19 protein-coding genes and 4 pseudogenes are annotated in these 24,460 nt (G+C 41.0%); 6 read left to right on the top strand and 17 right to left on the bottom strand.

All coding sequences use genetic code 11. From position 1 onward, the window contains the following. Positions 1 to 144: 144 nt before the first annotated feature. The 5 genes from ybaK to dnaK all read right to left on the bottom strand — a co-directional run bounded on the left by ybaK (position 145) and on the right by dnaK (position 6,882). On the bottom strand, positions 145 to 606 hold the full coding sequence (gene ybaK / locus NDQ71_RS20050) for a Cys-tRNA(Pro) deacylase (RefSeq protein ID WP_192541246.1): 462 nt from the start codon (positions 604 to 606) through the stop codon (positions 145 to 147). Between the two features lie 89 nt (positions 607 to 695). Next, positions 696 to 3,017 carry a Fe(2+) transporter permease subunit FeoB gene (feoB, locus tag NDQ71_RS20045; protein WP_192541245.1) on the bottom strand — a complete coding sequence of 774 codons (2,322 nt, stop codon included), beginning with the start codon at positions 3,015 to 3,017 and terminating at the stop codon, positions 696 to 698. Continuing rightward, positions 3,014 to 3,247 (bottom strand): FeoA family protein, encoded by a 234-nt coding sequence (locus NDQ71_RS20040; protein WP_192541244.1) that lies wholly within the window; start codon positions 3,245 to 3,247, stop codon positions 3,014 to 3,016. The genes feoB and NDQ71_RS20040 overlap by 4 nt, the downstream gene beginning before the upstream one ends. A gap of 385 nt (positions 3,248 to 3,632) precedes the next feature. Next, entirely contained in the window at positions 3,633 to 4,778 is a 1,146-nt protein-coding gene (gene dnaJ, locus NDQ71_RS20035; RefSeq protein WP_192541243.1) for a molecular chaperone DnaJ, read from the bottom strand. A gap of 187 nt (positions 4,779 to 4,965) precedes the next feature. Then, positions 4,966 to 6,882, bottom strand: a complete 1,917-nt coding sequence (gene dnaK / locus NDQ71_RS20030; protein WP_301563012.1) for a molecular chaperone DnaK — start codon at positions 6,880 to 6,882, stop codon at positions 4,966 to 4,968. A gap of 246 nt (positions 6,883 to 7,128) precedes the next feature. On the opposite strand from dnaK, the gene NDQ71_RS20025 reads away from it, so the two are divergent. Further along, the gene (locus tag NDQ71_RS20025; RefSeq protein WP_301563011.1) at positions 7,129 to 7,944 is read left to right on the top strand and encodes a thioesterase family protein; all 816 of its coding nucleotides are present in this window, start codon (positions 7,129 to 7,131) and stop codon (positions 7,942 to 7,944) included. On the opposite strand, the gene NDQ71_RS20020 is transcribed toward NDQ71_RS20025, so the two are convergent. Further along, positions 7,933 to 8,709: an ABC transporter substrate-binding protein gene (locus tag NDQ71_RS20020; RefSeq protein ID WP_192541240.1), complete on the bottom strand. Its 777-nt coding sequence runs from the start codon at positions 8,707 to 8,709 to the stop codon at positions 7,933 to 7,935. The genes NDQ71_RS20025 and NDQ71_RS20020 overlap by 12 nt on opposite strands. Positions 8,710 to 8,858: 149 nt before the next feature. On the opposite strand from NDQ71_RS20020, the gene NDQ71_RS20015 reads away from it, so the two are divergent. Genes NDQ71_RS20015 through NDQ71_RS20005 form a run of 3 tightly spaced genes read left to right on the top strand, consistent with a single transcriptional unit; the run spans position 8,859 to position 12,371 of the window. After that, positions 8,859 to 10,100: a paraquat-inducible protein A gene (locus NDQ71_RS20015; protein WP_192541253.1), complete on the top strand. Its 1,242-nt coding sequence runs from the start codon at positions 8,859 to 8,861 to the stop codon at positions 10,098 to 10,100. Beyond that, on the top strand, positions 10,093 to 11,748 hold the full coding sequence (gene pqiB, locus NDQ71_RS20010; RefSeq protein WP_192541239.1) for an intermembrane transport protein PqiB: 1,656 nt from the start codon (positions 10,093 to 10,095) through the stop codon (positions 11,746 to 11,748). Before NDQ71_RS20015 ends, pqiB begins: the two co-directional genes overlap by 8 nt. Next, positions 11,748 to 12,371 carry a membrane integrity-associated transporter subunit PqiC gene (locus NDQ71_RS20005; RefSeq protein ID WP_192541238.1) on the top strand — a complete coding sequence of 208 codons (624 nt, stop codon included), beginning with the start codon at positions 11,748 to 11,750 and terminating at the stop codon, positions 12,369 to 12,371. The genes pqiB and NDQ71_RS20005 overlap by 1 nt, the downstream gene beginning before the upstream one ends. Here NDQ71_RS20005 and NDQ71_RS20000 read toward each other — a convergent pair. The 6 genes and pseudogenes from NDQ71_RS20000 to NDQ71_RS19975 form a co-directional block, all read right to left on the bottom strand. Next, positions 12,349 to 12,729 (bottom strand): annotated as a pseudogene (locus tag NDQ71_RS20000) (GNAT family N-acetyltransferase); the annotation flags it as partial. The gene NDQ71_RS20005 and the pseudogene NDQ71_RS20000 sit on opposite strands and share 23 nt — an antisense overlap. Positions 12,730 to 12,789: 60 nt before the next feature. Then, positions 12,790 to 13,038, bottom strand: a pseudogene (locus tag NDQ71_RS19995) (NUDIX hydrolase); the annotation flags it as partial. Between the two features lie 81 nt (positions 13,039 to 13,119). Beyond that, the gene (locus NDQ71_RS19990; RefSeq protein ID WP_192541236.1) at positions 13,120 to 14,145 is read right to left on the bottom strand and encodes a zinc-binding dehydrogenase; all 1,026 of its coding nucleotides are present in this window, start codon (positions 14,143 to 14,145) and stop codon (positions 13,120 to 13,122) included. Between the two features lie 17 nt (positions 14,146 to 14,162). Further along, positions 14,163 to 15,539 (bottom strand): TolC family protein, encoded by a 1,377-nt coding sequence (locus tag NDQ71_RS19985; protein WP_192541235.1) that lies wholly within the window; start codon positions 15,537 to 15,539, stop codon positions 14,163 to 14,165. Next, positions 15,532 to 15,780 (bottom strand): annotated as a pseudogene (locus NDQ71_RS19980) (efflux RND transporter permease subunit); the annotation flags it as partial. The gene NDQ71_RS19985 and the pseudogene NDQ71_RS19980, both read right to left, overlap by 8 nt. 4 nt (positions 15,781 to 15,784) lie before the next feature. Continuing rightward, positions 15,785 to 16,045: pseudogene (locus tag NDQ71_RS19975) on the bottom strand (efflux transporter periplasmic adaptor subunit); the annotation flags it as partial. A 118-nt stretch (positions 16,046 to 16,163) separates the two neighbouring features. Here NDQ71_RS19975 and NDQ71_RS19970 point away from each other — a divergent pair. Beyond that, positions 16,164 to 17,111, top strand: a complete 948-nt coding sequence (locus NDQ71_RS19970) for a LysR family transcriptional regulator (protein ID WP_192541234.1) — start codon at positions 16,164 to 16,166, stop codon at positions 17,109 to 17,111. Here the strand turns inward: NDQ71_RS19970 and NDQ71_RS19965 are convergent. Both NDQ71_RS19965 and NDQ71_RS19960 read right to left on the bottom strand, forming a co-directional pair. Further along, positions 17,108 to 17,947, bottom strand: a complete 840-nt coding sequence (locus tag NDQ71_RS19965; protein WP_367318023.1) for a GGDEF domain-containing protein — start codon at positions 17,945 to 17,947, stop codon at positions 17,108 to 17,110. The two genes, NDQ71_RS19970 and NDQ71_RS19965, sit on opposite strands and share 4 nt — an antisense overlap. 302 nt (positions 17,948 to 18,249) lie before the next feature. Next, positions 18,250 to 19,116 (bottom strand): DUF6279 family lipoprotein, encoded by an 867-nt coding sequence (locus tag NDQ71_RS19960; protein ID WP_064665093.1) that lies wholly within the window; start codon positions 19,114 to 19,116, stop codon positions 18,250 to 18,252. Positions 19,117 to 19,643: 527 nt separating this feature from the next. On the opposite strand from NDQ71_RS19960, the gene NDQ71_RS19955 reads away from it, so the two are divergent. Then, positions 19,644 to 20,369 (top strand): tetratricopeptide repeat protein, encoded by a 726-nt coding sequence (locus NDQ71_RS19955; RefSeq protein WP_064665094.1) that lies wholly within the window; start codon positions 19,644 to 19,646, stop codon positions 20,367 to 20,369. A gap of 31 nt (positions 20,370 to 20,400) precedes the next feature. On the opposite strand, the gene NDQ71_RS19950 is transcribed toward NDQ71_RS19955, so the two are convergent. From NDQ71_RS19950 to NDQ71_RS19940, 3 genes are all read right to left on the bottom strand, one after another. Then, positions 20,401 to 21,786, bottom strand: a complete 1,386-nt coding sequence (locus NDQ71_RS19950) for a coniferyl aldehyde dehydrogenase (protein ID WP_301563095.1) — start codon at positions 21,784 to 21,786, stop codon at positions 20,401 to 20,403. Between the two features lie 187 nt (positions 21,787 to 21,973). Beyond that, a complete protein-coding gene (locus tag NDQ71_RS19945) occupies positions 21,974 to 23,449 on the bottom strand; it encodes a DASS family sodium-coupled anion symporter (RefSeq protein ID WP_192541232.1) in 1,476 nt (491 codons plus the stop codon). A gap of 10 nt (positions 23,450 to 23,459) precedes the next feature. After that, positions 23,460 to 24,431: a porin gene (locus NDQ71_RS19940; protein ID WP_192541231.1), complete on the bottom strand. Its 972-nt coding sequence runs from the start codon at positions 24,429 to 24,431 to the stop codon at positions 23,460 to 23,462. Between the last annotated feature and the right edge of the window lie 29 nt (positions 24,432 to 24,460).

Genomic DNA, 24,460 nt, shown 5'->3' with positions numbered 1-24,460 from the left:
ATCAATTGGTCCAACCAGTTTTTTTAACATTTTTTCAATTTACTTTTTGTTGGGATAGTTAAGCCATTGAATAAAAAAGATTACATATGTACGCTGAATTAGCGTATAAAGCATGAAATTTAATCTAAAGAGGTATTTTTTCGCCTAAAACTCAGCGAGTTTAGCATTACACAACGAAACGAGATCCGTAGGACGCAAGGATATTTCGAGACCACGCTTGCCCGCACTGACGTAAATTGTCGTAAATTCTGCCGCACTTTTATGAAGATAAGTCGTTAGACGCTTTTTTTGTCCAAGCGGGCTCACACCACCGAGAATATAACCGGTGCTATTTTCTACTTTTTGTGCTGCTGCCATTTGTACTTTCTTAGCGCCGCACGCTTTTGCTAATAACTTCATATTAACTTGCCTTGTCACCGGAATGACTGCCACTATTAACTGCTGCGCGTTCGTTTCAAGCACTAAGGTTTTAAACACTTGCTCTGCGGGCAAATCCAGTTTCTCAACAGCCTCTAAACCAAAACTTTTCGCATTGGCGTCATGCTCATAGCTGAGTAATTCAAAGCTCGCTTGATGTTTTTTTAAAAGCTGTGTTGCCGGTGTCATACTTAGCGCTCCCCAATTAATTATTAGCAGTTTTAAACTAGCAAAAAAAAGAGTACCAGAGTACTCTTTTTAACAATTAAAGGTATTCGCTAAATAATATTAACAACAGGGATCAAACGACTCTTTGCAGCCATTTTTTTGCCATAAATGCGCATTGTGCTAATTGCTAAGGCAACCACCACAGCACAACCAAGTAGCCAAAATGCTGAGAACATAGGTGATTGCTTAAAGTTACCAACTTGATAAACCACTGAAGCGGTAATATAAGCAAGGCCTGTTGACCACGTAGCCACGAATAGCATCCATTTCATCCCTGCTTCACGGTACATTGCACCCATTACCGCCACGCACGGTGTGTATAATAGAACAAAGACTAAATAACTAAAGGCAGCCAACTGACTACTAAATAGGTTTTCCATGGTAGTAAAGGTAGAAATATTGACTTCTTGATCAGCCGCAGCACTAGTTTGGTCACTCACATTAGTAACATTTAAACCTAGGGGATCAAGTAAATTAGTAAACACATCGGTTAGATTAGCAGGCACACTAGCAAATGCTTCACCGACTTTGTTGAGTACATTAACCTTCTCATTATTCGCAGAGGTTGCACCATCTAGATTTGAATATAAGCTGTCTAATGTACCCACCACTGCTTCTTTAGCAAATACACCCGTAAAGATACCCACGGTTGCAGGCCAGTTGTCTTGCTCTACCCCAATTGGCGAAAAAGCGGGCGTTGCAATTTTAGAAATTTCGCTGAGCATTGATTTATCTGTATTATCATTGCCAAAGGTAAAATCGGTACCAATTGAGCTTAATATTTTTAAAATTACAAACACCATAATAATTGTTTTACCCGCGCGTAAACAAAAGCTTTTTAATCGCTCCCAGGCTTTATAGAGTACACCTTTTGCAGTTGGCATATGATAAGCAGGTAACTCTAAAATAAACGGTGTTAAAGTAGGTGTAAACAAAGTATTTTTCAGCACTAAGCCTGTTAATACCGCCATTACGATACCCAAGATATACAAGGCGAATACTAAGTTTTGGCCATTGGTTGTAAAAAATGCCGCCACAAACAACGCATACACGCTCAAACGTGCGCCACATGACATAAATGGTGACATAGCAATAGTCAGTAAACGGTCTTTATGAGTTTCTAAGGTGCGCGTTGCCATTACTGACGGTACATTACAACCAAAACCAACAATTAAAGGCACAAACGCTTTACCCGGTAAGCCAATGGCGCGCATTAACCTATCCATAATAAATGCTGCTCGCGCCATGTAGCCTGAGTCTTCAATAAAAGCTAAACAGAAGTATAAAAATCCAATAACAGGAATAAAGGTAGCTACAAGTTGAATACCACCGCCTAAACCGTCGGCAAGTAAGGCGCGTAGCCAATCAGGAGAGCCTAATGATGTTAATAACTGGCCAAAGCCGTCAACTAAAATGGCGCCTACACCGATATCAAAAAAATCTATAAACGCACCACCAACATTGACCGCAATGGTGAACATTAAATACATAATACCAAGGAAAATTGGAATGCCTAAAAAGCGGTTGATCACTATAGCATCAATTTTATCGCTAATGGTTTCACTGGCGATCCCTTTGCTGTTTTGAGTCAACTCGGCAAGTTGGTTGGCAAATTCATAACGGCCATTTGCAAACAATACATCGAGTTCATGTTGATCCGCAAATTGTGAAAACTCTGTTTTTGCCACTAATAACGTATGTTGATCAGCATAACCAAAACAGCTTTCGTCTTGCTCTAGTAACCTCAGTGCAAGCCACTGACTATCAACGTTATTTAAAGGTTCGCTATGCTCTGCTAAGCTGGCAGTGATGTTATCTACCGCTTGGGTTATTTTTTTATCATAGTTAGGTTGCTGTGATGATATTTTCTTAAATTTTAGGCCTTGCGCAATACAATCTTTTAAGGCGCTAATGTCTTTTTTATTATTCGCACTGAGTGCAACTACAGGGCATCCAAGGCGTTTTTCAAGTGCTTTAGGATCGGTTGTTAAACCATTTCGCTTTGCCACATCTACCATGTTTAATACGACTACCAGTGGTACTTTCATCTCCAGTAACTGCGCTGTGAGATATAAGTTACGCTCTAGATTTGATGCGTCAATAATATTAATGATCAGTTGTGATTCACCACTAAGTGCATAATCACGGGCAATTTTTTCATCTAAAGGTGTTTGTGCATTAACATCCAAAGAATAAGTGCCTGGTAAATCCACTAAATCAACACTTTGATCGCCCACTTTAAATTGACCAATTTTTTTGTCGATAGTCACACCTGACCAATTACCTACTTTTTGTTTGCTACCAGTTAAAGCATTGAAGAGTGTTGTTTTACCACAGTTGGGGTTGCCGATTACGGCAATGTTTGGATTCATACTGCGAGTTCCAAATTAATTGATTTTGCTTCAGCTTTGCGAAGACTCAGGACAGTGCCACGAACTTTAACAATCATAGGATCGCCAAAAGGAGAAAAGCGTAATACATGTACCGGGGCACCCGGCGTTAAACCCATAGCAAGTAACTTTTGACGTAACAAACTCGCATCGGGATCAATACTTACCACAGAGCCATGTTGGCCAATTACTAATTTGTCGAGCGTTAACATGCCATCTCATTTATTAAATACATCAATGGCACTGATTTTACGCCGATTATTCAATCATGCAAGTGAGACTAATTATCATATCGATAAGTATGTAAAAGAAAATAACCAAGCCACAGTATTCGCTTTGATATTAACAATTACGCAGAGCCAAATTGATAAATGTTTAACAATTAGCGAAATATTTGAGCTAATGCACCACTGCCATTTAATAAGATTAGTATCAGGTTTTAAATAACCTGAGCAGAAGTAATCTGTATATTCAGAAACTTTGAGCATATTTGTGTCATACAAAGCTGACAATACTCATTGTTCTTTGATCACTAAAACAGCACTAAATATAAAAAATGGTGCCAATTGGCACCATTTTTTGAACATAACTAAAACGTTACTTCGTTAGGTCATCAAAGAACTTTTTTACACCATCAAAAAAGCCTTTTTCTTTTGGACGGTTTTTAGAACTATCCTTACCCATACTTACTTCAAGTTCTTCAAGCAGTTCACGTTGGCGTTCATTCAAGTTGACCGGTGTTTCGATAACAACTTTACAGATTAAATCACCAACTGCACCACTGCGAACTGACTTAACGCCTTTACCACGCATACGGAACATTTTGCCCGTTTGACTCTCTGCTGGAATCTTTAATTTAGCACGACCATCTAATGTCGGTACTTCAATTTCGCCGCCTAAAGCTGCAGTGGTAAAACCAATAGGTACTTCACAGTATAAATTATTGCCATCTCGTTCAAAGATACGATGTTCACGAACAGATACTTGCACATATAAATCGCCTGCAGGTGCACCATGTGCTCCGGCTTCACCTTCACCAGATAAGCGAATACGGTCACCTGTATCAACGCCCGCAGGAATTTTAACGGACAGTGTTTTGGTTTTTTCTACTCGACCTTGCCCATGACAACTATTACATGGATCAGAAATTATCTGACCTGTACCCTGACACGTTGGACAGCTCTGTTGTACGGCAAAGAAACCTTGGCGCATTTGTACTTGGCCAGCACCATGACACGTTGTACATGTTTTTGGTTTAGAGCCTGGTTTTGCACCGCTGCCATCACATGGTGAACAGCTCACCCATGTGGGTATTTTTATTTCAACTTCTTTACCACGAACCGCTTCTTCTAAGCTTAAGTCCATATTGTAACGTAAATCAGATCCACGTTGCTGGCGTGATTGACGACGACCACCGCCCCCACCACCAAAAATGTCACCAAATACATCACCAAAGATGTCGCCAAAGTCACCTTGGCCGCCGCCAAATCCACCGTGACCACCACCGCCGCCACCTTGTTCAAATGCAGCATGCCCGTATTGATCATACATTTGGCGTTTTTGCTCATCAGTGAGGATTTCGTAAGCTTCTTTTACTTCTTTAAACTTAGTTTCAAGTTCTTTATCGCCCGCGGTGCGGTCTGGATGATATTTCATCGCTAGGCGTTTGTACGCCTTTTTAATGTCTCTTTCGCTGGCATCTTTTGCCACCCCAAGGACTTCATAATAATCGCGTTTTGACATATCTATCACACTACTCTTTTCTTACTGCAGCATTGCTGCGGATAAACCGATAAATCATATCGATTTATCATCTAATTTACATGCAAAAGGCGCGACAAGCTTGAGCCCGCGCGCCTTAGTTGTTCATCCTAACTTAAATCGCGATATCAGTCATCGAATTTTCAGTTAGGCGAAGCGCTAATGACAATTACTTATCGTCTTTTACTTCTTCGAACTCTGCATCAACTACGTCATCATCTTGCTTCGCAGATTGCTGCTCAGCACCGCCCGCATCACTGCCTTGCTGAGCTTTCGCTTGAGCAATTTCCATCAATTTTTGTGATTTTTCAGCAAGAGCTTGAGTTTTAGCTTCAATCTCTTCTTTGTTGTCACTCTTAATGGCTGCTTCTAAATCTACAACAGCAGCTTCAATCGCTTCTTTATCTTCGCTTGGTAGTGCATCGCCAGCTTCTTCAACTTGCTTGCGCGTACCGTGAACTAATGCATCTGCTTGGTTACGAGCAGCAACTAGCTCTTCGAACTTTTTATCATCCTCTGCGTGCGCTTCAGCATCACGAACCATTTTTTCAACTTCTTCATCGCTTAAGCCTGAAGACGCTTGAATCGTGATTTTTTGCTCTTTACCTGTATCTTTATCTTTTGCAGATACATGTAAAATGCCATCAGCATCAACATCGAATGTGACTTCGATTTGAGGCGTACCACGTTGTGCTGGGCGAATACCTTCAAGGTTAAATTGACCTAGAGACTTGTTATCGCTGGCACGTTTACGCTCACCTTGTAATACGTGAATAGTTACTGCTGATTGGTTATCTTCAGCAGTTGAGAAAGTTTGCGATTTCTTAGTAGGGATCGTGGTGTTTTTCTCAATTAACGCTGTCATTACTTGACCCATAGTCTCAATACCTAGAGATAATGGCGAAACGTCTAGTAATAGTACATCTTTAACGTCACCTGCAAGTACACCACCTTGGATCGCCGCACCTACTGCAACAGCTTCATCAGGGTTAACGTCCTTACGTGGCTCTTTACCAAAGAACTCAGATACTGTTTTTTGCACTAGTGGCATACGTGTCTGACCACCAACAAGGATAATGTCGTTGATGTCACTTACTGATAAGTCAGCATCAGCTAGCGCACGTTTAAGTGGCTCAATTGACTTAAGTACTAAGTCTTCAACAAGTGATTCAAGCTTCGCACGTGTTAGTTTCACGTTCATGTGCTTAGGACCTGTTGCATCAGCTGTTACATACGGAAGATTTACTTCTGTAGATTGTGCTGATGAAAGTTCAATTTTTGCTTTTTCTGCAGCTTCTTTTACACGTTGCATTGCAAGTGGATCAGTTTTTAAATCTAAACCTTGATCTTTCTTGAATTCAGCTACTAAGTAGTTGATAACGCGGTTATCGAAATCTTCACCACCTAAGTGAGTGTCACCGTTTGTCGCAAGTACTTCAAATGTGTGCTCGCCTTCAACTTCATCAATCTCAATGATTGATAAATCGAAAGTACCGCCACCTAAGTCATATACTGCAACGATGTTTTCGCCTTTGTTTTTGTCCATGCCGTAAGCAAGAGCAGCAGCTGTCGGCTCATTGATAATACGCTTAACTTCAAGACCCGCGATACGACCAGCATCTTTCGTTGCTTGACGTTGTGAATCATTAAAGTATGCAGGAACAGTGATAACCGCTTCAGTTACTGCTTCACCTAAGAAGTCTTCAGCAGTTTTCTTCATTTTCTTCAATACTTCGGCTGAAATCTGTGGTGCAGCGCGTTTTTCGCCGCCCGCTTCAACCCATGCATCGCCATTATCAGCTTTGATAATTTTAAAAGGCATGATGCCGATATCGCGTTGTACTTCTTCGTCTTCAAAACGACGACCAATTAGGCGCTTAATCGCAAATAATGTATTGGTTGGGTTTGTCACTGCTTGACGTTTTGCAGGTTGACCAACTAATGTTTCACCATCTTGCGTATACGCAATGATTGATGGTGTAGTGCGATCGCCTTCCGCGTTTTCAATTACGCGGGCTTTACCGCCATCTAGTACTGCAACACAAGAGTTAGTAGTACCTAAATCAATTCCAATAATTCTACCCATGAAACTTCTCCAACTTCAAAATTCGTTAATACATTCGATGACTAGTAAATAGGGATGCGCCAAACTTAATTCAACTGTAAAAATGAAAAAAAAGTGATTTTTTGTAATTTATTTTACAAAAAGCCTGAATAAGTGTCTGTAATGGTGTTTTTTACAGCAACCATCCCGCTTTTAACAACTGGTCTGACTAGTTTTTATGTGCTATAAAATTAACAACAAATAAAAAACACCTTAATAAGGATCATCATGCACTTTGATCAATTGCTGCAACAAGCGGCACTTATTGGCAAGTTACCATTGCCTGAGCAAGCAACTGCAACCATGCAATTTCCAGCCAACTGGTGCCAAGGTCGAACAGCTTTTGGCGGTTTATCTGCTTCGCTACTTTATCAAGCAATGCGCCAACAAATAGAACCAAGCCGTCGTTTGCTTTCTATCAGTACCAACTTTGTCGGGCCTTTATTAGCAGATACTGATTTCTCACTTAAAGTAGAAGTGTTACGTGAAGGGAAAAACAGTACGCAGGTATTAGCAAAAGCGGTGCAAAATAATCAAGTAAGTGTGGTTGTACAAGCCTGTTTTGCAAAATCACGCGATTCAGCTATCAATGTACCAGTTACAAAAACGATGAGCCTGAAACCTGTTAATGAGCGTCACACTTTACCATTTCAAGCTGGGGTAATGCCGGAGTTTTTTCAACATGTTGATTTATGCCCACAACAGGGCAGCATGCCGTTTACTGCCGCGCAAACATCACACTTAGGCGGCTGGATGAAATTAAAACAATCACCAGCGCAACTTAGTGAAGCCCATATCATTGCACTTACAGATGCTTGGCCACCAACGTTATTACAAATGTTTAGCCAACCGGCGCCTGCAAGTAGCATGTCATGGTATTTAGAATTTGTGCAAACACCTCAGTTGAGCGCTGGCGAGTGGCTTGGTTTTGAGGCAATAACTCACCACTGCAAAGATGGCTACGGGTTAGAAGATGGCTGCATTTGGTCGCAATCTGGAGAATTACTGGCGCTTACTCGGCAAACAGTTGCCCTATTCGATTGAGTTTGGGGTAACAAGCTGAGTATATTCACTACCATCAAAGGCCATAATTTTACTGTATTCGCCATTTTCAATGATATGGGCCAGCCCCATATCAAAAATCTCTTGTAGCACTTTACTGGTAAAATAAGCCGGACGAGGTGCTTCAGGAAATATTGGGTGAATTGTGATAGGTTGAATTGGATGGGTTGCTTTGTATTGCTGTAAATAATATAAAAATACCCGCTTTTCCAATACGACCACATCAACCCACTCTTTCATTAACTGATCAACTTGAGCTGCTTGATAAACCACTTCTTCATAAGAGCGTAATTTAGTCGTTAATGCTTTAAATGGCGCAGGCAGAAATTCGGTGGCATTTTGAAAAGAAACCACACTCTTGCCAGAAAGGTCATACACGCTATTAATTTTAAAATTATTCTTCTTTAAACTAATAGCCACGTTTTGATAAGCCAATAAACTCTGACTTGAATAAATCGCAGAATTAGTTGCTCCGGCATAATTTATTGCAATATCAACACTGATTTGTTCCAGCGACTGCCCTGCTCGCTTATTGGACATATAAATGATATCCAAATTAGTGACACCTTGATCTTTAAACGCTGATTTTAAAATCTGCAATTGTAAACCAGTGTCGTCGTCGCTAAATACATAAGGTGGTAACGATGGGCTTACCGCAACCGTGATCCTATCGCTGGGCTTAGGCGCGGTTAAGCTCATGACAAGCCCACTGTATAATATTAAATAAATCGCTATAAAATACTTCATTTAATCTCTCTGAATCTATGCTTTTTGCTAATTATAAATTGCATAACAACATTCTTAATAGACTAGTCTAGTTAATCCAATCTCGCATTTGTATTTAGCCCTTAATTAATGCAAACTTGGATTAAATTACTTCTTTCATGGCGACTAATTTGCAAACTGCTTGCCCTAATTGTGACCTTATAATCGACATTCCACGCATCGTTGCAAAACAAATGGCTGTCTGCCCACATTGCCACAGTAAACTATGCGCAGCAAATGTAAATTATGATAGTCGTATTGTAGCGCTTAGCCTCAGTGCTCTTCTGATGCTGCTAAGTAGTATGTTTTACCCATTTATTTCATTTAGCAGTAATGGCATAACACAGACTATTACCTTACCCGATGCGGCAAGAATTTTATTTAACTACGACAGTGATTTATTAGGCCTATTTATCGATGTCAGCATCATTGGCTTACCCATGATGTTGCTCGCAATTCTTATTCCACTGCATTTAGGGGTATTAAAAGTATTACCTAACGTAATTGCCAGACGCTTACTTAAGTTTACCTTAGCGTTGGAGCCGTGGATCATGTCTGAGATATTTCTTATTGGTGTGTTGGTCAGTATGGTTAAAATAATGTCACTGGCGGAGATTAGCTTTGGCGTTAGCTTTTGGGCGTATGTCGCGTTTGTACTACTTTATATTGGCGCGTTAGCTCATTTAAATAGAGCACGGTTATGGGAGCAAATACAGCCACAAGCTAAAATAGCAGCAGAAAAACTATCACACCGCGCCATAGATAATGATATTCGTGCCTGTCATGTGTGCCATCAACTTAGTGAGGGCGAGTATTGCTCGCGCTGTAATAGTAAAACCCATCTCCGTAATCCTCACAGTGTACAAAAGGCCGCAGCTTGGTTGTTAACATCAATTGCCTGTTATATTCCTGCCAATCTATTCCCAATCATGTACACCACAAGTTTAGGGGATGAATCTCCGTCAACATTAATCGGTGGCGTCATTATCTTATGGCAAGCAGGTTCATACCCAATTGCGGTGATTATTTTTCTAGCCAGTGTGGTGGTTCCTTTAGCAAAAGCGCTCATTTTAAGTTTTTTATGTTTCTTGGTCAGCAAACCGGGCAATAGCCAAACAAAGGGCTATACCAAAGTGTATCAATTAACTGAATTTATTGGTAAATGGTCCATGATTGATGTATTTGTTGTCGCAATTCTAGTAGCCTTAGTACAATTAGGAAACTTAATGTCAGTGACTCCTGGCTTAGGCACTGTATTTTTTACTATCATGGTGATCTGTCAAATGTTGGCAGCCCACGCGTTTGATCCTCGATTATTATGGGATTCGCCAAGCAATGATAAAAAGCATAAATTAGAGAAACAGCATGAGTGAAACCGCTAATATAAAAAAAGAACCTGTTATTTCAGCTATTTGGATAATACCAGTAATAGCTTTATTGGTTGGTGCATGGATGCTTTATCAGTACCAAGCAAATAAAGGCGCCACTATTTATATTTCAATGCCCCATGCAGAAGGCATTATCGCAGGTAAAACAGAGATAAAAGTACGCAGTGTAAAAATAGGTCAAGTTGACCATGTGCGTCTTTCCGATACAAAAAACAGCGTTATCGCCCGTGCCCAAATAGATAAACACTATGACAGTCTACTCACCGAAGATGCCAACATTTGGGTCGTTAAGCCACGTATTGATGAAACCGGGATCAGCGGCATGAGTACTCTGCTTTCAGGGGTTTATTTAGAGTTTGCCCCAGGTGAAAGTACTAAAACCAAAGAGCACTTTGAACTACAAGATGAGCCGGCACTGATTGGTAAAGATGTTAAAGGCGGCCGTTTTACCTTACTCAGTTACGATGCAGAAGTAATGGATGTAGGCACAGGAATCTTTTTTAAAAATTATAAAATTGGTCAAGTTGAGACGGCGACTTTTGATTGGAAAAACCAAGCGATGAAGTACGGTATTTTCATCAACGAACCTTATCAAAACCTGATCACTTTAAACTCTATTTTTTGGGTTAATTCTGGTGTTGAAATTGATTTATCGGCCGATGGCATTAATGTCAAAACAGGATCTATAAGTAGACTATTGAAAGGCGGTATCTCCGTCGCTTTACCTGATCAACAGTCGCCAGGTGATTATGCCCAAGAAGGTCATAACTTCTCCCTTAGTAATAGCTACAAAGATGCCTTAGAAGAGCGTTTTTATGATTTTGATTATTACTTAATTGAGTTTGAACAGTCTATTCGAGGCTTGCGTGCTGGCGCGCCGGTCGAATATCGCGGTATGCGAGTAGGCACGGTAGTTGAAGCCCCTGCAAATGTGATCATCGATGGCAAGCCTGCTCATTTTAGAACTGATAGCACAGCTGTACCCGCACTAATAAAAATAGAATATGGCCGTATTTATCATGACAGTGAATCAGCCAAAGCGTTTTGGCAAAGCAGCGTAGATGGTTGGATCAAAAATGGCTTACGTGCTTCTTTAAAACCGGGCAATCTACTCACCGGCGCTGTGTACGTTGATTTTGATATCTACCATGATGCGCCGAGCGCTCAATTAGAAACGCTCTCGCAATACCAAGTTTTTCCGAGTATTTCCAGTGGCATCACGGTGTTAGCGGATCAAGTTTCAGATGTATTAAATAAAGTAAATAATTTAAAAATTGAAGATAGTTTAGCGCAAATTGAATCCGCATTTGCTGATTACCAATCGCTAGCAAATGAAATGCGCGCATTATTAAATAAACAAGATACCCAAGATTTACCGGGTGATATTAACCGTAATTTTGCTGAAATGACCAAGAGCATGCAGCAATTTGATGTGACCATGAAACAGTTTGAAAAAACCATGGCAAGTTACCAACAAGGTTCTTCATTTCATCAGCAGCTACAACAAACGCTGTCAGAATTTAAGCGCTTAAGTGAAGAGTTGCAACCGCTTACTCGCGGTTTAAATGAGCAACCGAATATGTTTATTTTTGATAAATCATTGCCTAGCGATCCAACTCCGAGGAAACAATAATGCGCACGCTATTACGACCACAATTTTTTGCTGTTATCGGGGTGCTATTGTTATCTGGGTGTAGTCAGTCGCTTAATGCACCGGTTGAATATTATCAGTTTGAGCAAACCATAAAGCCAATGCAGCGCAGTTCAACTGACACAATAGCTCAATTACGCGTCACGACTGTCAGCCTGCGTGGTGCCTTGAATAATCGAGGTATCGCCATGAAACTAGACAACAACCAAGTTAACGCTGCAAATTATCATTTATGGAGTGAAGCCCCAGATCAAATGCTCACCGCCAGCGCACATCAAGCGCTCTTTACCGCTCTTGATAACTGGATGGTGGTGAAAGGTTTACCAGTTATTACCGACAAAGATCAGCAAAGTTATTATGAGCTGGAATATGAGCTGCATCATTTTAATGGTGATAATCAAGGAAATGCCGATATTTCTGGGTTGTGGCGGCTGTATTACACATCGTTTGAAAAGGGCCGCTCATTAAAAGAAATTCATTATTTTAGTGAGGTTAGCCCATTAATTGATGATGACTATGAAGGTCTTGTCGCAAGTTTAGAATTAAACTGGCAAACGATTAATAAACAAGTCGCAGCAACTATCAGTGCCCTGAGTCACGAATAAACACCACCAAAGCAGTGCCATCTTTATTTAGCACTGCTTTGCCACAAACAGTAAAGCCCAGTTTATTTAATAACCCATGGGACACGCTATTATCCACATCAGCAATCGCAGCAATCTGTGGAAATTTACCTTCGTAAACACTTAATAATTTTGCAGCTGCTTCATAGGCAAACCCTTTCCCGGTATATTGCTCTAAAAATGCAAAACCAATATCTGGCACTGCTAATGCATCGCGTTGGAACAACCCCACCATACCCAAGGCATCACCGTGTTTATTTGCCACAATATACGGCCCAAAGCCTTGTTGTTGATGACCATCAATAAATGCTTTTTGTATGTACTGCTCAGCTTGTTGCTCAGTGTAAATGCCTTTATCAGCAATATAACGATAAAAACTAGGCTGATTTAATAAGCTTAAAATAAATGCATGGGAATTAAACGCCTTGTGGTAATAAATACCCGTTAAGTGTTCAATTTTCACCTCACAACCGAGTTCTTCTTGGCATTCGCGTATAAGTGCTTGGTGTACTGTTTCACCCATATCTAACGCGCCACCAGGTAATCCCCAACTTTGCTCACCATAACTTGCCTTTAACTGCAAAATCTCCCCGCTGGCATTGGTGATCACCGCATGGGCGCTGAGTCGATAAAAGTCTGTAAATGTCATATTTACTCCCAAAGTTGATACCTTAAACAATAACAAAAAGCCCCGCAATTGCGAGGCTTAATATTGTTGGACTATAAATCACTAAATATGGTTAACTTTCACTACCTGCTTACCAGTAAAGCCACCTGCAACTTGCTTATTAAGCGCCTGTGAAATACTGCTGGCGTTAAATTCAACGTCAGTGATCTGCGGGATCTTAATAGTGCCACTAGCTAAATTATCGAGCAATAAATTACCCATAAAACTCATTTTTTGCTGAGCACATAAACTGTTTGACAACCACGCACCACCTAACGAGACAATACCGATATGAGGGGCGCGTCTGAACATTAACTCTTGTTCAAACATAGGCAATGGGTTTAAGCAGGCAATACGACCACAAAAACGCATTAATTCAACATTGCGCACCGTGGTTTCCCCGCCAATAGAATCAAGTACGGCATCAAAACCTTGCGGTCCAAGTTCTTTACGGATTTTGTCGCTGAGTTTTTTATCGTTGTAATCAAATACCACGTCAGCGCCCAATTGCTTAACTAGCTTGTGGTTACGTTTACTCGCAGTGGTAAATACTGTCGCGCCGCGTTGTTTTGCAAATTGGATGGCAAATTGGCCTACCGCTCCTGCGCCCGCTTCAATTAAAATCGAGTCGCCTTCGGTTAATTGCAGCTTATCAAGTGCTATTAATGCCGACATACCCGCACAGGGTAAAGTAGCAGCATCCTTTAAGCTCACGTCATCAGGCACCTGTGACACTGCAAAATTAGGCACTTTAGCGTATTGTGATAACACACCTTGTTCCCCAATATTGCCATGCCACATAACCCGCGCACCGACATTTGGAAATACACCTTTGCTTGCTTTTACAACCACACCCACAGCATCAAGGCCGAGTATGTGCGGGTATTGCCATTTACAAAAACCATGCTTTGCAAAACACGCATCAACTGGATTTAATGCAACATACTCAACTTTGATCAGCAGCTCGTTGTCTACGACATCGGGCACCGCAAGTTCAAGCTCAGACAGATGTATCTGTTCATTTGGTTCAAGTAACGCAATCGCACGCATTGTGGCGGGGATTGTTGATAAAAGATCAGTATGTGGCATTAAAAACTCAACTTAGCTTAATTAACTAACGCATAACTCCAACGGCCATTAAATACTTGATAAGTGTTTACTTTAGCAAGTAATGATGAAATCGTTGAGTCAATTGCATTTTCCTGCGCTATTAAAACATCCTGTCGCGCATCTAACAACTCTAAGTAGGGTATTTGCCCTTCTTGATACATTGCCTGCGCTTGTAAAAAGGCATTATTTGCATATTTATAACGCTGTTCGGCATAGCTTTGTTGTTGACTTTGTTTGACTAATAGCTGCAATGAAAGTTCACTTTGTGCCATTGCATTCAACACCACTTGTTGGTACTGGCTATAAGCCGCTTCACTCAAATATTGCTGCGCATCACGTTGTGCCAGTAATGCAGGGTAACTTAACAGTGACCATTCAACGCGTGGCGAAACTTGCCACTGCTGTGCAGTATCAGAGAGTTGATTGTTTCCTAAACTCACCACCCCTGCAAATGCCGATAAACTGATATCAGGTAATAACGCTTTACTTGCAGCGACGCTTAATGAATTCGCTTGGCTAAATTCAAATAATGCTTGGCTAATATCAGGACGCAGTGCAATCGCATCACTAGGGGTTGCCAAACTCACCGTAAACGCATGCTCAAATAAGCTTTGCTCATCAACTACGCTTAAATCACTTGGTAACTGGCCGGTTAATGTTGCAAGAGTCGCTAAATCACGAAACTGAGCGTATTCAATCTCTGGCAATAACGCCTGTTGTTGCTTTAATTGTGCCAAGGTTCGATTTAGGTCAAGTTCATTTGCCACGCCTTCTTCAACCCGAGCTCGAAGCACTGCAATACTTTGCTGTAATGCTTCAATTTGCAATGCAATGATCTGCTGCTTTTGCTTATTACCTTGCAAGCTCACAAAGCCTTTGACCACAGACGCGACCACTTCAATCTGTAAAGCACGTAACTGCTCTGCTTGGCTCATCGCGCCTGCATTCGCAGCATTAACAAGCGCAGTGATCTTACCAAACAAATCCAGTTGCCAATCAAGGTTTACATTGGCTGCCGATTGACGTGTATTTGCATCACCAATACTTGTACGAGTGGCGTCAACGGCCACTCCCCCTTGCGGTAAATACTGAGCTTTTTGGCCACCTAAACGGGCAAGGGCACTTTTCAGCTGTAACTGACTGGTGCGTAAATCATGATTATTAGTACGAGCACTCATTACTAAATCATTGTGTTGGCTCGAGTTTAATTGCTGCCACCAGTTAAGTTCATCTTGACCTTGTAACTGCTCAGCTATTTGCGTTTTCGTAACAAATTCTTGCAGCTGACTTTGGTACTGCTGCTCATCGATTTTGCTTGCACAGCCAGTTAAAATACTCGCAACCACAAGAGCGGTTAATTTATACTTACTCATTAATTTGCTCCTGCGTAGTCACTTTACGCGTTTTAGTTACCAAAATATAAAAGACCGGTGTAAATAATAAGCCAAATACCGTGACCCCAATCATCCCCGAAAACACTGCATTGCCCATTGCATGGCGCATTTCAGCCCCAGCACCGGTTGCTAATACCAGTGGTATAACACCCGCAGTAAACGCAATTGAAGTCATCAGGATAGGACGTAAACGCATCCGACATGCCTCTAAAATGGCATCAAAAATCGCCTTGCTTTACTATATCGCCTTCATTAAAAGCGATATGTTCAATAACCCCAGCCACACGTGGCATAAGTGAAACTTCTTCTGGCGCTTCTAAACGCGTGGTGTATGTGTGCCAGTTCTGTACAGGCTTGATGATCACTGAAGCAACATCAATTGGTTGAAGATGTTGTTGGTTACTTTGTTGGGCTGGCTCTTCAGCACAACCGGCAAGGGTAAGTGATGCCCCTAAAACTGCAATGGCTATTAAGTGTTTGTTCATGACGACGCTCCTGCTGGTGTATTTTTTCATAGTACGGAACAAACATGCGGACAAAAACCATAGATTTTTAAATTCATTAATGCCAATATGGCATCAATTAAATTTTGGTGAGTAATCAATGGATACCACAAGTCGTTTATTAATGTTGTTAGAAGTGGTTGAGCGAGGCTCATTTGCCAAAGCCGCAGAAACCCGCAATATTGACCGTTCGGTGATCTCAAAACAAATCAGCCGTCTAGAGGATGATTTAGGTGTGCGCTTACTTAACCGCACCACCCGATCATTTTCACTGACCGCGGCAGGTGCTGAAATGGTAAAAAAGGCCAGTGAATTACGCCAATTGCTCAGCGAAACAGTTCGTTTAGCAGAGAACTACCACCAAGAGCCGCGAGGGGTATTAAAAATAACCTCATCAACAATCATCGGCAGACGTTACTTGCAGCCCGTTATTAACGATTTTCAAAAACGTTTCCCACAAGTTGAAGTCGAGTTAAGGCTGGATGATAAGTTAGTTGATTTGGTATCTGAAGGATTTGATTTAGCTTTTCGCGTTGGTGAACCCAAAGATTCATCGCTGATCGCCCGCAAAATTGCCCGTAATAGACTGTTGATTTTGGCTGCACCTGAGTTCATTCAAACCTATGGATTGCCAACTAAAATAGAAGATTTAATTGATTTACCTGCGGCCAGTTACTCAAGCACCTCGTTACGCGTTGAGGGAATTCGTTATGTGGATCAATACGGCTTACCGCAAGAGCAAAAAATCAAAAGTGTGTTCAGAGCCAATGATGCAGAAGTGCTGCTAGATAAAACCCTTTCCGGCACCACTTACGTACTAGCACCGGCATTTATTATTGGCGATGAAATCAAGCAAGGTCGCTTGGTGCCGTTGTTAACCGACATTAAACTACAAGAATACAGCGCCATGTACGCGGTATACCCCCATCGTGATTTGCCGGTGAGAACACGGTTATTCTTTGATGCTATTCGTGAGCATCTAGGTAAAGATACGCCACTTTGGGAAAGTAATATCCCTGCATTTGAACAAATGTATCAAGGCGGTTAAGAAACCTGCTCTAAATTTATTGGGCAATGCATCTGCTCAGTCGAGACGTAATTTCGGCCCGCTTTTTTAGCTTGATAAAGTTGTTTATCTATCGTTTTAAGTGTTTGTTTTAAAGTATTATCATGCTGATAAGACGCTAAGCCAATACTGGCCGTTAAACTAACCTGCCGATCGCCGACATTAATCTTTGTGTCTTGCAAGGTCATTCTTATATCTTCAGCGATTTGATAACTCTGTTGTTGATTGGAGTCAGGAATAAACAACGCAAACTCTTCTCCTCCTATTCGAAACACACGCCCTTTGTTAATTTTTTTCTTGAGTATATTGGCCACTGCTATCAAAACTTGATCACCTACATCATGACCAAACTGATCATTTACTTTTTTAAAGTAATCAAGATCAAGCAGCATAGTAAATAAGTTAGTTTTATCTACCAATTCAACTTCAAAGTAATGATTCATTGCAAGACGATTACCGGTTTTCGTCAACGGATCAAACAGTGCTAAGTTCTCTAATCGCTGGGCAAATTGCGCTCTACTGGCTTCAAAAATATGCGCAATAACCCAAATCCCCACATAATTAAAGCTCATATTTAAGCTCAAGTTAAGAGCTGCAAATGGCGCAAGAGAAGGTTTACTAATAAATATGCACGTTTGCAAACATGCTAATAACAGCGATAAATAAAACCCTCGCTTACACCCTAATAATAGATAATAAAGTACTGGTAGCGAAAAGTTCCATACGAACAAACCGCTATTCATTGCGGCTAAATAAGTACCAAGAGTGATCAATAAGGTAATGCACAAACATAATACTAACGGTTGCCAAGACTGGATTTTGCGCTTACGTGCGTAGTGAAAAGTATAAAAACAATAAGCAGCAAAAACCCCTTATAAAATACCTAATTGATAGAAGTCATTAATAAAAAGGTTAAAATAGGTGAAAATACTCGCTAAAACTCCAAAACAAATCCATTTCAGTAGGTTTTCACGTAGTACTTTAACGCTATCAATCGCTGCGATATCCATCCGAGAAGCTTAAATCCAGATAAAAAATTTAGTCTAACGATTAATTTACACAGTACAAGCGCTATTTATTAAAAAGCGTTTAAAGTGCGTAATATTAGTAATTCATAGCTCTAATCATTTGCAATTAATTGCTCGATATCTTTTAGCATATCAGCAAATTCAGCATTGGCATGCTTAAGCTGTTTGGCTGTTATAGTCGCTCTTAAATTAATCAATAACTGAACATAGTGCTTTGCATTGTTTGCATCTAAACGGATTAGCTCGTCACTCATAAACGCTTCACGTTCAGTGATCACCATTGATAATTGGCTAATGAACTGCTCACGGCTCAGTTGTGGATCAAAAAACACCTGCTTAAGTTTATCGAGCCTCGCTTGCTTATACGCTTGCCATAACAAAAAGGTACTCTGGAATTCACTATTTGCTTGGCTTATCAAAGCGATTTGCTGATCATCAAGTGGACCAAGCCAGTCTTTATAGGTATCTAATTGCCGCTCAAGACGTTCCTGTTTACGCTCTAACTCAGTTTGTTCATTAAACTGTTCAACATCGTCCGCCATATCTTTTGCTATCGCGTCAACAAACTCTTGTCGCTGTTGTGCTGATAAGCTCATAGCCAATGCTACCAGGTCATCTTTAACATACAGCACTAACGACTGCCAATGCACTTTAGCACCTTGAAAATGCGAAAGTAAGGCCTGCTCTGAGGGGTTATTGATCAGTAGTTTTTGTAATGATAATAAATCCTGACGATACAATGGCAACTGAGTTTTGCGGTGCCAGTCTCGGCTTTGCTTAATTAATGCTTTAGCTTGCTTACTTTGTTGTTTAGTTAAATCGACATAATCATCAATCCAAAATGCTGATAGCCACCCTATATTATTGTAAGTAAACGAAGCAGAGCAACCTGATAACGCTATTAACAGCGCCCCAATCACCGCGATCCTGCATTTCAAAATCATATTTATTCTAGGCATTTTATTTTTCTTAAGCAGTTAATAGCTCTACGTTAATCAACTTACTCACCGCTGTAAATGAAGTAATAAAAATAAAACCAAACAAATAAAAATAATTATCATTTAAATATTGACATCGAGTTAAATCAAAGTAATAATCGTTCGCATCAACACAGAATAACCCAACTCATTAAGCCTTCGCTTATGATAAAGAATGGGAACGTACCGACCTCAGTGCCCTAGGGAAGATCACCAGTAAGGAAGCTGGACCTTATATTAACGTGTTGATGAAGAGAGTGACGCTTCGGTATTTTTACTTACTCGACCCAAGTAATAAAACTTTAAGATCACATTTACTTGCTACATTGCTCATATCGGTGACGGTTGATATGAATCCAAAAAGCCCCGCTGGGGCTTTTTTTATTTCTTTAAATTTTCTGTAAAATCTGTATCTTGTGTGGATTCTTTGTCATTTATAGTGTGAAGCTGGGCAATTGCGGTTGTAGGAACTAAGATTAAACAGTAACAAACTGATTGGAGGTATTGTCATGTGGCAGCCTAAGTTAAATGTATTGTTGATGGTCGGTGCACTTAGCATCAGTGGTATTGCGCATGCGGGGCTCGAAGAAGGTATCCTCGCTGCTAACGAAGGACAATTTGAAGAGGCACTCAAGGAGTTTCGTTATCTTGCAGATAAGGGCTATGCACCTGGTATGTATGAACTTGGCCAGCTCTATGAAGGAGGCCATGGCGTAACCCGTGACTACCACAAAGCAGCTGAACTGTACCAACAAGGCGTTAAGCAACAACATGTTGACTCAATGTTTGCATTAGCAGTGCTTTATCAAGAAGGCAAAGGTGTAAAGCTTGATAAACAAATGTCAGTCACCCTATTTAAACAAGCAGCTGAGAAAAACATGCCTGCGGCACAGTTTAACTTAGGCGTTATGTATGCCAATGGTGATGGCGTTGCGCAAGATTACAAAGAGGCGATGCGCTGGTATGAAAAAGCCGCTGGCAATAACTATACACTGGCCCAGTTTAATATGGCGCTCATGTATTTTGAAGGCCATGGAGTCGAAAAAAATATCGAAAAGTCATATATATGGAACACAGTTGCTGAATACAATGGCAATTTAGATGCAAGCCACAGTCGCAAGTTAGACGAGCGCAAACTGATGCCTGCGCAAATCACTGAAGCAAAAGAAAAAGCAGATGCCTTATATGAGAAAATTCTAGCTGGTCTTTATGCTGGCGAAGGCAGAATGTTTTAATCGTCAGCTTTACAGCCAGTACTTAGCGCCCTTATGGGCGTAAGTACAGCCATTTTAATATTTTCATTAACAGTGTGTTCTGCGTCAATAGCATGCCAAGTTTAGGATTAAAATTACCTGTTCTTAAGGTGTTACGGGCATGGCTAAAAGTTAAAAACCCTTCTTTACCATGATAATGCCCCATCCCAGATGGACCTATACCACCAAATGGCGCGTCATCGGCTGTAACTTGCATTAAAGTATCATTAATAGCAAATGTACCACTTTGTGTGTGGTATTGAATATACGCATTGGTTTGTTTATTTTGCCCCATAATATACAAAGCAAGTGGCTGAGGCCGCTGATTTATATAATCAATCGCGTCACTGAGTTGCTGGTAAGGAACTATGGCGAGGATTGGCCCAAACAACTCCTCTTGCATCAACTTCATCGTGTCGTTTACGTCTGTGACAATATGTAAGCCTAAGCGATGTTTTGCCGCATCACTTTGATTCTCTTCCAGTGGTTTGATTATTTGTGCGCCCTGTTGCTGCGCATCGGTTAATAGTGTAGTTAAGCGTGTAAAATGATGATCATTAATAACTGAGGTTAAGTTTTTACCCTCAACGCCTAATTTATAATGCTTTTTATATAAACCACACAGGCTTTTCACTAATTGATGTTGTAACTTGTCAGGCACTAAAACATAATCTGGCGCGACGCAAATTTGCCCAGCATTAGTCATCTTGCCAAATAAAATTGCTTTGGCAGCCTTTTCTATATCTACTTGTTCAGTAATAATGACCGGTGATTTGCCGCCTAATTCAAGCGTTACCGGTGTGAGGTTTTTACTCGCAGCAGCCATAATATGGCGACCGACAGCTGTAGAGCCGGTAAAAAATAAGTGTGCGAATGGCAAACAGCTAAACTGTTGACTTAATTGCGCTTCACCTTCGATCACTGCGCAATGCTCGCTGAGCTCGCCGCTAAATAGTTTTTTAATAACTTGATTAGTATGCGGAGTAAATTCACTGACTTTCAGTAATACCCGATTACCGGCGGCAAGCGCAGTGATCACTGGCACAACTGCTAGCTGAATCGGATAATTCCATGGCGAAATGACCCCTACCACACCTTTGGGTTGATAACTTACAGCAACTTTAGAAGGAGCTAAACTCAATCCCGCTTTACGAGGAGACTCTTTAGTCCACTTAGGTAAGTGTGCAATGGTGTGACTAACCGTTCTGGTTGTCGGCAAAATGTCGCCCAATACGGTATCAAATGCGGTGCGAAAGCCAAAGTCTTTTGAACTTGCAGCAACAAATTCATCTTCTAAAGCTAAGAGCTCACGTTTTATGGATTTTAATAACTGGATCCGTTTTGCTACTGCTAAATATGGCTGTTGATTAAAATGCTGTTGCATTTCATCAAATTGCATTTTTAACTGTGTGTTAGCGGCTGTAACAGGGTCAGACAAAAGCATACTCATAAACAAAGTAAAGATTTAGTCACTATAACTGTGTTTCTTAAAAGGGGCAATATCCCTAAGCATTAGCTAACTTGGTCATAAAGAGCGCTATTAACAGGCTAATAGCGCTCCGGTTGGGTAATTTATAGCAATTTAATTAAAAACCAAATACTGATGCAGCCAAGGTCATTGTTACTAAGGTGATCAACACAATGGCTATTAAGTTCAGTACAAAGCCTGCTTTGATCATATCGCGGATTTGTATTTGCCCAGAGCCAAATACAATCGCATTGGGCGGCGTTGCAACAGGCATCATAAATGCACAGCTACACGCAATCGCTGCAGGAATAACCCAGACTAACGGCGTACCCGTAACAGACTCAGCAACAGGACCAAGTAGTGGTAAAAAACCAGCAGCGGTTGCCGTGTTACTGGTGATCTCTGTTAAAAAGGTAATTAATGTGGCAATTGCAAGTACACTCAACACCAATGGGATCGCACTAGCGCCTTCAATCATATGCGCAATGTATTCAGCCAAGCCCGATGATTTAATTTGTGCAGCAAGCGTTAAACCACCGCCGAACAATAACAATACGCCCCAAGGCACACTCGCGGCACTTTGCCAATCAAGAATACGCTCGTCACTACCTTTATTGGCCGGTAGTACGAATAGTAATAACGCAGCGGCAATGGCAATACCGGTATCTGATATTTTCAATCCCGTAAAATCAGCGAGCAGAGGCCTAAAGATCCAACAAATTGCAGCGAATAAGAACACCCACAGCACGCCTTTTTCTGCGCGTTGCATAATGCCCAACTCTTTTAACTGCGAGCCAAACAGTGATTTGGTATCCACTTTTTCTGTGCTTTCAGCTTGTTCGTCCACTTTATAAGCAAACTTAGTTAGCCACAGCCAACAGATGATCAACATCGTCAGTGACAATGGCACCCCCACTATCATCCACTGGGCAAAGCCAATTTCGATTTGATAGCTATCAGATAAATAAGCAGCCATTAGCGCATTAGGTGGCGTACCTATTAAAGTAGCGATACCACCAATACTGGCACCATAGGCAATAGAGAGTAATAATGCTTTACCAAAGCCGTTATTTTCAGGGTTAGATTTTTGCACTAAATGGGTGATCGACAAAGCGATCGGCAACATCATTACTGCCGTTGCAGTGTTTGACATCCACATCGATAAAAATGCGGTAACTAACATCATCGCCAAAATCTGTAAACTGGGCTTTAAGCCGGCGTACAGCATAGTGCGTAGTGCAATACGTTTATGTAATCCCCAACGCTCCATTGCGATAGAAATTAAAAAACCACCTAAAAACAAAAAGATCAGCGGATGTGCATAAGGCGCTGCGACACTTTTTATCGCCGCGATATCAGCCAAGGGTGAAAACACTAAAGGCAATAATGCGGTAGCAGGAATTGCCACTACTTCACTGACCCACCATGACGCCATCCAAAATGCGAGTCCAGCAGTGCGCAATGCCGCGACACTCATACCAGCTGGAGGGTCTATTAAACAAGTTAGTAGCATGACCGCTGGGCCCAATAGCAACATTAACGTTTGTAACAAACGGTTTTTAGTTGGGTTGTTATCGGTTATTGAATTACTCATACATCACCCCTTAAAATTTATACTTTAAGCCAAGCGCAAGGCTGCTATCGGATTTCGTTTCTAAATCAAGATCGGTATAAAATAAATAGGCCGTAGTTTGCTTATCAAAAAGATAATCTACCCCTGTAGTCCATTGCTGGCCTGTCTTAGTGCCGATATGATGAATTCCCGATTCATCTCTTACAAACTGTACTTTTGGCAGCCATTTATCTAGTTTATAACTGGCACTTAGTACATAACCATTACCCGATTTATCACCCAGCTCTGCTGTTTCGCTGCGCTGAATGATGGCACCCAATTGCAAGTTATTCAGTAACCATGCAGCGGCGATGCGAGTAGCGGTGATATTATTGAGTGAATCAACATGGCTTAGTGCAAGGTAATAATTTTCATTTTTTAAATTACGATCCCCGTACATAACTGTGGCAGCAAAGCCATCCTTGCCACTAATGCGGTCATCTTTGGGCGCATAAGTTAATGATAATTGCGCACCAGCAAAGGATTTAGAGGTGTAAGTAATGGTATCGCCAATTCGAGCTTGGCCTGGTAATAATTGTGCGATATCAGCTTGGGTTTCATTAAAGTTGTCAATTTTACCTTCAGAGTATTTAAAGCGCGTATCATTGCGGCCAACCACCACTTCGCCAAAACTTCCCGATAATCCTAAATAGGTGTTTCGTGCTCGAAAAGGATCTCCTAAGTCATCGTTCTCAAAGCCTTTTACTTGCACTTCATATTTAAAAACAACGTTAAGCGAATCACTAAGGCCATGCTTTCCTGTGATACCAATACGCGAGAAAGGCGCATCAATTTGCGTGCCTTCTTTTGCAAAGCGCATAGTACCATTATCTGTTTTAGCTATTTGCACTTCAGCTTTGCCATAAATATCGTATTCAACGGCGTGCACCGTTTGTGTAAAGCCTGTAACACCCAAGGCGCATGCAACAGATGCAGAGATTAATTTTTTATCTATTCTTATCATTGTGTGTGCTCTTATTATTAGGATTGTTT

Origin of the sequence: Pseudoalteromonas sp. KG3 (genome assembly GCF_030436385.1) — a bacterium.
GTDB lineage: Bacteria > Pseudomonadota > Gammaproteobacteria > Enterobacterales > Alteromonadaceae > Pseudoalteromonas > Pseudoalteromonas prydzensis.
This window is presented reverse-complemented; position numbering and strand designations above follow the sequence as displayed.